Source organism: Paenibacillus sp. FSL R10-2734 (assembly GCF_037963865.1).
Classification (GTDB): Bacteria; Bacillota; Bacilli; order Paenibacillales; family Paenibacillaceae; genus Paenibacillus_AQ.
Genome location: NZ_CP150170.1, coordinates 3,827,748 through 3,839,652 on the forward strand (window position 1 = coordinate 3,827,748; position 11,905 = coordinate 3,839,652).

At 42.7% G+C, this 11,905-nt stretch carries 12 protein-coding genes; 10 read left to right on the forward strand and 2 right to left on the reverse strand.

The features are described from left to right. Window positions 1-119: 119 nt before the first annotated feature. The gene (locus NSS67_RS16705) at window positions 120-458 is read right to left on the reverse strand and encodes a L,D-transpeptidase (protein ID WP_339314426.1); all 339 of its coding nucleotides are present in this window, start codon (window positions 456-458) and stop codon (window positions 120-122) included. Window positions 459-727: 269 nt separating this feature from the next. After that, window positions 728-1,354, reverse strand: coding sequence for a transcriptional repressor LexA (lexA, locus tag NSS67_RS16710; RefSeq protein WP_042188849.1), 627 nt, complete (start codon window positions 1,352-1,354; stop codon window positions 728-730). 294 nt (window positions 1,355-1,648) lie between these two features. Here lexA and NSS67_RS16715 point away from each other — a divergent pair, with 294 nt between their 5' ends. From NSS67_RS16715 to NSS67_RS16760, 10 genes are all read left to right on the forward strand, one after another. Next, window positions 1,649-2,062, forward strand: a complete 414-nt coding sequence (locus NSS67_RS16715) for a LysM peptidoglycan-binding domain-containing protein (protein ID WP_339314428.1) — start codon at window positions 1,649-1,651, stop codon at window positions 2,060-2,062. Window positions 2,063-2,173: 111 nt separating this feature from the next. Next, a complete protein-coding gene (locus NSS67_RS16720; RefSeq protein ID WP_339314429.1) occupies window positions 2,174-2,383 on the forward strand; it encodes a DUF896 domain-containing protein in 210 nt (69 codons plus the stop codon). Between the two features lie 49 nt (window positions 2,384-2,432). Next, the gene (locus NSS67_RS16725; protein ID WP_339314431.1) at window positions 2,433-2,960 is read left to right on the forward strand and encodes a hypothetical protein; all 528 of its coding nucleotides are present in this window, start codon (window positions 2,433-2,435) and stop codon (window positions 2,958-2,960) included. 33 nt (window positions 2,961-2,993) lie between these two features. Further along, window positions 2,994-3,779, forward strand: a complete 786-nt coding sequence (locus NSS67_RS16730) for an HAD family hydrolase (protein ID WP_339314432.1) — start codon at window positions 2,994-2,996, stop codon at window positions 3,777-3,779. Window positions 3,780-4,142: 363 nt separating this feature from the next. Further along, complete coding sequence (locus NSS67_RS16735) at window positions 4,143-4,478, forward strand: FixH family protein (protein ID WP_339314433.1); 336 nt, start codon at window positions 4,143-4,145, stop codon at window positions 4,476-4,478. Window positions 4,479-4,595: 117 nt separating this feature from the next. Beyond that, a complete protein-coding gene (gene metH / locus NSS67_RS16740) occupies window positions 4,596-8,033 on the forward strand; it encodes a methionine synthase (RefSeq protein ID WP_339314435.1) in 3,438 nt (1,145 codons plus the stop codon). Window positions 8,034-8,175: 142 nt separating this feature from the next. Then, entirely contained in the window at window positions 8,176-9,123 is a 948-nt protein-coding gene (gene rnz, locus NSS67_RS16745) for a ribonuclease Z (RefSeq protein WP_339314437.1), read from the forward strand. Window positions 9,124-9,407: 284 nt separating this feature from the next. Beyond that, on the forward strand, window positions 9,408-10,196 hold the full coding sequence (locus NSS67_RS16750; RefSeq protein WP_339314439.1) for an HAD-IIA family hydrolase: 789 nt from the start codon (window positions 9,408-9,410) through the stop codon (window positions 10,194-10,196). 46 nt (window positions 10,197-10,242) lie between these two features. Beyond that, window positions 10,243-11,058: a DNA-formamidopyrimidine glycosylase family protein gene (locus NSS67_RS16755; protein WP_339314441.1), complete on the forward strand. Its 816-nt coding sequence runs from the start codon at window positions 10,243-10,245 to the stop codon at window positions 11,056-11,058. After that, window positions 10,982-11,905: a deoxyribonuclease IV gene (locus tag NSS67_RS16760; RefSeq protein WP_339314443.1), complete on the forward strand. Its 924-nt coding sequence runs from the start codon at window positions 10,982-10,984 to the stop codon at window positions 11,903-11,905. The genes NSS67_RS16755 and NSS67_RS16760 overlap by 77 nt, the downstream gene beginning before the upstream one ends.

Sequence of the window (11,905 nt, forward strand, 5' to 3'; positions counted from 1 at the left end):
CCTGTTAACAATATTCGACATATAACCACATAATTCCTAGTGCGCTATATAAAATACTCAAAAACAAAAGCCTCCCATTCATGAAATATCGAGTGGGGGGCTTTTGTTTATGGATAGATTTAATTTCTTATCGTCACTCGTGTTCCAATGGGGACAATCGCTGCGAGTGCTAATACATCCTCATTGTACATACGAATACAACCGTGTGAGACTTCGTGACCTATGGATGAGGGATCGTTAGTTCCATGTATCCCATAGTGAGGCTTTGAAAGTCCCATCCAAAATGCACCAAATGGACCACCAGGATTGGGCTGCTTGTTAATAATTGTGAACTCGCCCAGTGGGGATTGAGTTACCATTTTACCGATTCCGACAGGGAAGCCCCTGACCACAACGTTGTTATCAAGAAGATAAAGCATTCGCTGCGATAAATCTACAATAATTCGATAATTTGGCATGCGCAACACTCCTTTCTAATTAGGATATGAGCAAAACACCTAAACGGTTATTTATAGAAAATGGCCATTTTAGCGAATGGGAACAAATGTTCTATAATCGATTATTTGAGTTAAATAGCAGAAAAAATGGCTGTTCCGCGTTTGCGGAACAGCCATTTGTAAAATATAAGAAAGAATTTAAGGTATACATTATCCTTATATTTCTCGCAGAAATGATTACCTTCCCTAAAAAGGACGGTAATCTGTTTCCGCTTGGTAGGAGTGCGTGGTTAGTGGATATCTCGGAACAGTCCGATAACTCTGCCGAGAATGGTTACGCGATTAAGGCGAAGAGGCTCATATGCCGGATTCTCCGGCTGAAGACGTATATGATCACGTTCTTTATAAAAGGTCTTAACGGTTGCTTCATCTTCTTCAGTCATAGCTACAACGATATCTCCGTTATCAGCCGTTTGTTGTTGACGAACAATTACATAGTCACCATTCATAATCCCTGCTTCTACCATACTGTCACCTTGAACCGATAACATAAATACTTTGTTATCTCCAACATAGTGAGTTGGAAGTGGGAAATAGTCTTCAATATTCTCAGTAGCAGTGATAGGCACCCCGGCGGTAACCTTGCCTACGACAGGAATGCGAGCGACGGTTTGTGCGAAATGATGGACATTCTCGGAATCCTCTTGGCCTAGCAATTCTATCGCACGAGGCTTCGTTGGATCTCGACGAATAAGTCCCTTCTTCTCAAGCCGATCCAAATGACCGTGAACTGTGGAGCTGGAAGCTAGACCAACAGCTTCTCCAATCTCCCGGACGGAAGGAGGATAACCCTTGCTGCGGACTTCGCTACGTATAAATTCCAGGATCGCCAGCTGGCGACTAGAAATCTTTGACATTGGAATCAACCCCATATAGTAATGTTTGGGAAAATTATAACATAGAACTACCGTTCGCACAAACATAAGTTCTAACTATTATAAATATTAATATGAAAGAGTTAATAAATGGTAGCCTCTTATTGTTTATTTAAGCTTCATATAAATGATCAATTAGGTCTTTTTAAGATTGATATGGCTTTTTGCTATTTTCGAAAAAAAGAGAACAATTGTTCTAAAATAGTATTGAACAAAACACATGTTCGTGTTATTATGAATTTGAAAGTAAGAACAAGTGTTTGGAGGATGATATTCATGTTAAAATACAGTACATACCGTAGCATCTACGATAAAGCCCCAGTGGTTGAATCTTTAGGACATAATCCTATTACCCGTAATTCAGCTCAGATTAAAGAGATTACAGATCGCTTGCTTGAAGGATTGATGCGTTTGTTCCGGAGAGATTTTGTTATTAAACTGACATTGATCATTGTGCTCGTACTATCAGGGCTTACAGTAGTAGGTAATGTATTTGCAGGATCAACTTCTTTAATGAAGGATGAGAAGCGCGTAGTGGTTGAACGTGGAGATACACTTTGGAGTATAGCTCTTGAGAATAAACCTTCTGATATGAAGACGGCTGTATATATAGAAGGAATTAAAAAATCTAATGGGATTAAGGGTAGTCAAATTAATGCTGGAGATGTTCTAACGTTACCTATTTATTAATTTTCTAAGAACATAATAGAAAGACATTAAGAGCTTGCAGGGAGTAAACCTTGACAAGCTCTTTTTCTCATGGCAGAGTTAGAATTAATTTATAAGGGGAGGGAAAGTTTTTTGAATATTGATGAGTTGGTCGCGCGTATTAACGAATTGGCACGCAAACAGAAGAGCGTAGGCCTTAATCAAGAGGAATTGGCGGAACGTGCCAAGCTCCGTGAAATTTATTTGGGGAATATCCGCAATAATTTTCGAGCACAATTGAATACGATTGAATTGGTTGATAATGATGAGCATGAAGAAGGTAACAAGGGACTTAAGCATTAACACCCTGTTCCTTTTCATAGATATTACTGGATGACTAGGGGGAACGCATATGGCCCGTTCTTGGGAAAGAATGGTTCAACGCAACACACAGCAAATCAACAAGCAAAGAAAGAAACAGGGGAAGGAAACGATTTATGCGTCTAAATCTAAATCTCCTGGCAAGAACACCGAAACCTTTAAAGGTCGTAACATTGCACTTCCAATAGTGTTAGTAGTGCTTGGTTCATTGTTCTGGGTGATTGGTTCAGTAGATCAGGCCCAAGGCAGTGGTATGCTTATGAACTGGCTAGGAGTTGTTTTGTACTACTTACTAGCGGCACTTCTGTTCTTCCGACGTCCGTACTTGAAGGTGGAGAATGCTAGACTATCTACTATTAAATTCAATCGCGAACGCTATTTGTCAGCTTCTGATATTGAGAAAATCATCCTTTCGCGTGGAGCAGTTGTCATTAAGCATAAAGGCAAACGCACGAAATGGATTTTTACCAGACTTATGAATCGTTATGATACAGCTGCGATGGGGACTCGTCTGGAAGCATTCGCAAAAGCTCACCAAATTGAAGTAGTTCACGATTAGAAATTAACCAGCCATAGGAGAGGGAGACCTGTAATGCCAATTTCTGCCGTACTATTTGACCTTGATGATACACTGCTCTGGGATGATCGGAGCGTCAATGAAGCATTTCGTTCTACATGTGAAGCCGCCGGGGAAACGATTGATCCACAAGAACTAGAAGTCGCGGTGCGTAAAGAAGCCATAGGATTATATGAATCATACGAAACGAACCCATTTACAAAAATGATCGGGATTAATCCTTTTGAAGCACTTTGGGGAAACTTTACTGCAGGTGAACAACCGGAATTCCGTCAATTGGAGCAACTTGCACCGGGATACCGTAAAGAGTCGTGGCGTCGTGGTCTTGCAGCTCTTGGTGTAGAGGATGAAGTTCTTGCTGAGACATTAGCTAACAAGTTTGCAGCAGAGCGTAGAAAACGGGCTTACATCTATGAAGAAACGATTCAGGTGCTTGAAGAGCTGAAGGGTAAAGTGAAGCTATTGCTTTTGACTAACGGATGCCCTGCATTGCAACAAGAGAAGCTGGATGGTGTACCTGAAATCGTTCCTTTCTTTGATCACATCGTGATTTCCGGAAGCTTCGGCAAAGGAAAACCGGATAAGGATATTTTTCTACATGCCTTAGAGCTTCTTGACATTGCACCTGAGCAAGGGGTTATGGTCGGTGATAAGCTTACAACGGATATTCGTGGTGGGTTGGCAACAGGGTTGACTACGGTCTGGATTAATAGAAAAGGTAAACAGCCAGATCCTGAAATTCAGCCGGATTATGAAATCAAGCATCTTGGGGAGCTTCTTTCAATAGTCCAATCTTTATAAAGCGGAACAGAGGATTTCGTTCCATTTAAGTCATATGAAGGCAGTAAGTTCCTGGGTTACTAGGAGACTTGCTGTCTTTCTTTATTTCTTAATATCATTAAATTTTTCTATTAGTTTAACTAGTAAATGATAAGAGTCACAAGAGTGAAGCTGAATTGATGTGAAATACTGAAAAACCAATAATAATGTGTATAATAGATGAAGAATGTATAACATGAATTGGTAGATTCTTTGTATTCAAATCGATTGGGAGGACTCTAAATGAAGATTTCGAGAACAATAGTCCCTTTATTATTAGGTGCAACACTTTTAATCCTGGGGGGATGCTCATCAGACCAAACCAAACATTCTGGAGTACATAACATGAATATGAACATGGACATGGATATGTCTATGGAGCCTATTAAGGTCGAGTTACATTGGAGTCCTGAAGAGGTTGTTGTAAATCAGAAGGTGACCTTTGAGGCTGTGGTGACGCAAGACAACTCGGCAGTGGATGATGCGAAAGAGGTTTTGTTCGAAATTGTGAAGAAAGATGATGATGGACATAAAATGGAGCTTAAAGGGAAGCTAGTCGGTGATGGAATCTATCAAGCTGAAGGAACTCTTGAGACAGAAGGACAATATATTGTTACATCTCATGTAACTGCAAGAACTCAGCATTCTATGCCTAATAAAGAACTCATTGTAAAACCATGATTTATGTATAGCAATTGTATTCTATGATTACATATAATGCAGAGTGGAAAGGAAGGCTTTCCGAAATTCCATTATTCTGCTAAACTTACTCTAATGTTTTACTGGGGGGACTATACGTTGGCTAAATATACACTTGAGGAAAGCTTACAACAAAGAATATTAATTCTAGATGGTGCAATGGGCACAATGATCCAACAAGTGCCTCTAACAGGTGAGGATTTTGGTGGCGAAGAATTGGACGGCTGTAATGAAATGCTAGTCTTAACTCGTCCAGAAGTGATTCAGACGATTCATGAGCAGTATCTTGAAGCAGGTGCTGATCTCATAGAAACGAATACATTTGGTGCAACGTCTGTTGTACTTGCTGAATATGATATCCCGCAGCGGGCTCGTGAAATTAATCTAGTTGCAGCAAAGCTAGCACGCAATGCTGTTGATAAATATGATACGCCTGACCGTCCTCGATATGTTGTAGGTGCGATGGGTCCTACAACAAAAACTCTCTCTGTTACAGGAGGAGTCACTTTCCAAGAGCTCATTGATAGCTACGAGGAACAGGCAGTGGCATTGATTGATGGCCAAGTGGATGCTTTACTGCTAGAGACCTCTCAGGATACTCTGAACGTTAAGGCAGGAAGTATAGGTATTCGAAATGCGTTTGAGAAGACGGGTATCAAATTGCCAGTGATGATTTCTGGAACGATTGAACCGATGGGCACAACACTTGCCGGTCAGAACATTGAAGCCTTCTACATTTCACTAGAGCATCTGAAACCAATCTCTATTGGTTTGAACTGTGCGACGGGTCCAGAGTTCATGCGAGATCATATTCGTTCACTTTCTGCGATCTCATCAGCAGCTGTAAGTTGTTATCCGAACGCTGGTCTACCAGATGAGAATGGTCATTATCATGAATCACCGGATTCTCTTGCTCGTAAAATTGCTGCGTTTGCGGAAAAGGGATGGCTTAACATTGCGGGGGGGTGCTGCGGAACGACACCGGAACATATCCGTGCTATGTCTGAAGCACTTTCACAATTCCCTCCACGCCCGCTTGCAGGAAATCATCCACCAGCACTTTCAGGTATTGAGCCTATCTATATTGAGAATGACAACCGCCCATATATGGTTGGTGAACGTACGAATGTATTAGGCTCTCGTAAGTTCAAACGTCTTATCGTCGAAGGTAAATATGAGGAAGCCTCAGAAATTGCCCGTGCTCAGGTGAAGAGCGGTGCACAGGTCATTGATGTCTGCGTGCAAGATCCGGATCGTGATGAGACTGAGGATATTAAGCTTTTTCTAGAGCTAGTAGTAAAGAAGGTTAAAGTTCCTCTGATGATCGATACTACCGACCCAAAGGTTATTGATCTGGCATTACAGTACTGTCAAGGTAAGGCGATAATTAACTCCATTAACCTTGAAGATGGTGAAGAAAAATTCGAGCTGGTCACTCCGTTGATTCATAAGTATGGTGCAGCTATTGTTGTAGGTACGATTGATGAGACAGGACAAGCGATCAAGGCTACAGATAAATTGGAAGTTGCTAGACGTTCATATGACCTGTTGGTGAATAAGTACGGTTTAGCAGCAGAAGATATCATTTTCGACACCCTTGTGTTCCCTGTAGGAACCGGGGATGAGCAATATATCGGCTCTGCCAAAGAAACCATTGATGGCATTCGTTTGATCAAAGAAGCTCTTCCAGGTGTTCATACTATTTTGGGGATTAGTAACGTCTCCTTTGGATTACCGGAAGCGGGACGTGAAGTTCTGAACTCAGTATTCCTCTATGAGTGCACTAAGGCTGGATTGGATTATGCGATCGTGAATACAGAGAAGGTAGAACGCTATGCTTCTATTCCTGCTGAAGATCGTCGTCTTGCTGAGGAATTAATTTATAATACGAATGATGTCACGCTTGCTGCTTTTGTAGCCGCCTTCCGTGGCAAGAAGGTTGAGAAAAAAGAGAAGATTTCTAACCTGTCGCTGGAAGAGCGTCTGGCTTCTTATGTAGTTGAAGGCACCAAAGAAGGGCTTATTCCAGACCTTAATGAGGCTCTTACCAAATCAGGACCTTTGGAGATTATCAATGGCCCGCTAATGGCTGGGATGTCAGAGGTTGGACGGCTGTTTAATAACAATGAGTTGATCGTTGCTGAAGTACTGCAAAGCGCTGAAGTGATGAAGGCTTCTGTTGGTCATTTGGAGCAGTTTATGAAGAAGGATGAGACCTCGGTAAAAGGTAAAATCATGCTGGCAACTGTAAAAGGTGACGTGCACGATATAGGAAAGAATCTGGTGGAGATCATCTTATCGAATAATGGTTATCAGATCATTAATTTGGGTATAAAAGTACCACCTGAGACAATTATCGAAGCGTTTCGTCGTGAAAAAGCTGATGCGATCGGATTGTCTGGCCTGCTCGTGAAATCGGCACAGCAGATGGTGCTGACTGCACAAGACTTACGTACGGCTGGGATTGATGTGCCGATTATGGTAGGTGGCGCAGCCCTGACTCGTAAGTTTACCAAAACACGTATACGTCCGGAGTATGATGGTTTAGTACTGTATGCTAAGGATGCTATGGATGGATTGGATATTGCTAATAAGCTTATGAACCCTGTTGAACGGGAGAAAATTGCCGAGGAAATTCGAGTGGAAGCCGAAGCGGCAGTAGCAGTTGCTCCTAAGCAAGAGCTTCCTACGCTAACTAGAGCAGTTCGCTCTAAGATTTCTCCAGACGCACCAGTATTTGTTCCACCGGATTTAGAGCGCCACGTCATTCGTAATTATCCATTGGGGCATATTATCCCTTATGTGAACATGCAAATGCTGCTGGGTCATCATCTGGGGCTACGAGGTTCTGTAGAGGCGCAATTAGCTGCTGGTGATGAGCGGACTGTTGAGTTGAAAGGAACAGTGGATGACATTCTACATCAAGCGATGCTGGAAGGTACGATCACTCCTCATGCGATGTATCAATTCTTCCCTGCACAATCAAGTGGCAATGATATTATCGTGTATAATCCACAGAATACAGCCGAAATCTTGCATACCTTTACTTTCCCGAGACAAAATGTAGAGCCTTATCTGTGTCTAGCGGACTTTTTGAAGTCGGTCGACAGTGGAATTATGGACTATGTTGGATTCCTCGTGGTAACTGCGGGACATGGTGTTCGTGAGCTCTCTACAGCTCTTAAGGATAATGGAGATTATTTGCGCTCACATGCCTTACAATCTGTTGCACTTGAAGTTGCAGAAGGGCTAGCGGAACGTGTTCATCATATGATGCGCGATACATGGGGTTTCCCAGATCCTGCAGATATGACCATGAAACAAAGACATGGTGCAAGATATCAAGGGATTCGTGTATCCTTTGGTTATCCTGCATGCCCAGATCTGGAAGATCAGGGACCATTATTTAAGCTGTTATCCCCCGAGGATATCGGTGTCCACCTTACAGAAGGCTTTATGATGGAGCCTGAGGCTTCCGTTTCGGCAATGGTATTCGCCCATCCAGAAGCACAGTATTTTAATGTGGAGAAGCTGTAATTGTTTTATGTTATACACCGGTCTGTAGTGGGATTGTATCCCTTTCAGCGGAACCTCCCGTAACTGGGGGGTTTTTTGCTGGAAGTAGGACGTTTAGAATAAATAAGAGATTGTTCAAAATAAGAAGAAGGGAGGACAAAGTATGGATTTATATTTTTTAGGTACGAATGCTGGAGTACCAACTTTGCAACGCAATGTAACTTCGGTTGCATTAAGGCTACTGGAAGAACGTCGTAGTATTTGGATGTTCGATTGTGGAGAAGGTACTCAACATCAGGTTCTTCGCTCACCGATACGCCTAGGAAAGCTGGAAAAGCTATTCATAACTCACTTACACGGGGATCACCTATTTGGCCTTCCTGGTCTGTTATCAAGCCGTGGATATCAGGGAGGGACATCGCCGTTAACGGTGTACGGACCTCCTGGTTTGAAAGCATACTTAGACATATCCTTGGCTGTAAGCCAATCCAGAATTCCATACAAGATTGAGATTGTCGAGCATACAGGAGGAACTGTATTCGAGGATGATGGATTTAAAGTTGAGGCTGCATTACTAGAGCACCGTATTGACAGTTATGGTTACCGGGTAACGGAAAAGGATAGTCCTGGGAGCCTCAATACGGAATTGTTGAAGAGTTATGGCTTAAAGCCGGGGCCGTTATATGGGAAATTAAAAAAAGGTGAAGATGTTACAACTGATGATGGTGTGCGAATCAGCGCTGCTGACGTTGTCAGAGAACCTAAACGAGGTCGTATTGTTACGATTCTCGGAGATACAAGACCTTGTTCTGGAGCTTTAGAACTCTCTCTTGATGCGGATCTAATCGTTCATGAAGCAACTTTTGCTCATGATCTGGCGGAAATGGCGTATCAATATCATCACAGCACAGCGGTTCAGGCCGCTGAGTTAGCGAAGGAAGCCAACGCAGGACAACTATTGCTGACTCATTTCAGCTCTCGTTACAGCTCATCTGAGGAGTTGATTCCTCTACTTGAGGAGGCTTCACTCGTATTCCCAGAGACATTGTTAGCTGAGGAATTCAGTGCATTTCCGGTTTCTCGAAGGCTCAGTGGGCAATTGAGGGGATGATTATTTTCCGGGAAAGCGCAGGAAATGACAGTGCTATGCTAAAAAATGCTGGATGAGACTCTCGTTCGATTTCATTCGACGAAGTGTGTTAGATTTAATGTAAACACAGGGTAAAAGACGTACGAAAAGCTGGAAGTATTGCCGAAAAGCAGTAGGAAATATCTCCAAACGAAAAGAAATAGTAACCATTGTAAGTCCAAGCTGGGCCTAGGCTAAGCGTTTCTTAATACTATTAATAATTTACTATATTAATTAAATTTATTATGGAAATAGAGGGATTAATTATGGAACAGATTAAAGGAGTATTGATTGATCTAGATGGTACGTTATACCATGGGCATAAAATGATTCCTGGTGCTGATCTACTGATTAAAAGTCTACGTGAAGCGGGCATTCCTTTTTTATTTGTTACCAATAATTCTTCGCGTACAGCAGCTAATGTTGCTGCACACTTATGTGGAATGGGAATCGATGCAAAAGCTGAAGAGGTATGTACCTCTTCAATGGCGGCCGCACGTTACATAGCGGAGGAATCACCTGGGGCTGCAGTGGCGATACTTGGAGAAGAGGGTCTTCATATGGCTTGTGTTGAAGCGGGACTCCGAATCGTTACAGAGTCGCCTGACTATGTGGTACAGGGCATTGATCGCTCCTTCAACTATGCTTCACTCTCGCAAGCCTCGCGCTGGATTCTAAGCGGTGCTAAGTCTGTGCTCACAAATCCTGATCTGATGCTGCCATCTGATGATGGCGTTATGCCAGGCGCGGGTACGATTGGTGCTGCCATTGAGGCTGCTAGTGGTGTAAGCCCAGTAGTAATTGGCAAGCCAGAATCTCATCTAATTAAATTTGCGACAGATCTTCTTGGTATTCAGCCGGAACATGCAGTAGTTGTCGGTGATAATATGCGTACAGATATAGCTGCCGGAGTAAATGCGGGCTGTCGTACAGTTCTTGTATTTACGGGATTAACAAATGCAGAAAATCTTGACCACTATAAAAGCCTTACTGGAATCACACCGGATGAAATTTGTGCCGATTTAACTGAACTTAAAACGTTTCTCGGTGTATAATAGCTAGGATCTTATTACTTCACCAACCTAGAGGGGACGATGAGCTATGCCGGAATTGCCGGAAATGGAGAATTATAGAAAGCTGCTGAGTCAGCATATAATAAATGTACCAATATCTGATGTTATCGTGAACAGAGAAAAATCAATTAACATGGAAACAGACACTTTTAAAAATGCATTGATCGGTGCACGTGTTGTTTTTGTAGAACGGCGTGCTAAGTATATTTTGTTTCATCTTCATGATGGACGAAGACTCCTTTTACATTTGATGCTAGGTGGACTACTTTTTTATGGCACGGAGGAAGAGCGGCCGGATCGTAACACACAAGTCGAAATCGTATTTGGAGATCATATTCTTTATTTCATAGGACTTCGCTTAGGGTATCTACATTTGCTGTCGGTTAAGGAAAGCGAAGCCACAATGGGTAAGCTTGGACCTGAGCTGCTGGATCGTCGAATGACACTGGAACGTTTTACAGGATTATTAAAAGGACGTCGAGGTGCACTCAAAAGCCTACTCGTGAATCAGCATGTTATGGCTGGAGTTGGAAATTGCTACGCCGATGAAATTGCTTTTGAAGCTGGACTTTTGCCTTCTGCGCTAGTTCAGAATTTAACAGCTGAATCCATAACTCGTCTTTATGAGAGCATCCAAAAGGTATTAACTGAGGCCACGGAAATTGGTGGATATATGGAAATGCCTTTTATGACTGGGGATACCGTTACAGGTTCATATAATAATCAATGTAAAGTCTATGATCGTGAAGGCGAGTCTTGTCTTCGTGATGGGGGAACGATTATCAAAACAGAGCTTTCTGGACGCAAAGTATTTTACTGCCCAGATTGTCAGCATGACGTTTAGTCCCAAAATAGGGGCTCATGTCAGCATTCGCGGAGGTTATGGGAGAGCAGCCCGATCCGCTTGGGAGAGCGGTGCGACATGTTTTCAATATTTTCCTAAGAATCCGCGTAGTTTGAAACTTAAACAGCTGGATGTCCGAGATACAAGGAATTGTGCTCTTTTTTGCCAGGAGAAAGGGATCGCTTCGATTGCTCATACTCCTTATGGAATTAACATGGCGGCAGGTATAGATGATGCTACTCCGCGTAAGGTATATGTAACCTCTCTATTAAATGATCTGGAGATTGCAGAGGCTTGTGGTTCGTTAGGCATCGTTGTTCATTTTGGACATTTTGGCGGAATGGAGCCGTTACAAGGATATCAAAATATTATACAATGTATGAATGAGACGCTTCAGTCCTGGGAAGGTCGCGCCAAGCTGCTTATTGAGAATCAAGCGGGCAACCATGGAGTTGAAGGGATCACTCTTGAAGAACTCGTGAAAGTTCGAGAGCTTAGCCAATTTCCGGAGAAGATTGGATTTTGTCTGGATACCTGTCACGCTTACGCAGCTGGTATCTGGAATCCTGAGCGAACGGAAGATTTCCTAGAACGAGGAAAGCATCTCGAATTTTGGCCACATCTTGTCGCTGTTCATCTTAATGATTCTAAATTTCCTTATGACTCAAGACGCGACAGGCATGCTGGAATCGGACAAGGTCATATCGGAGAGCAGGGGCTGAAAAGCTTATTGACTTCCGAGCTTTTACAAGGAACAGCTGTCGTCATGGAAACCGAAAAGGGCACGGATGGCAGTCACCGAAAAGAAATTGCTACTGTGCGTGGTTGGTTTGAAGCGGAGGCGTAA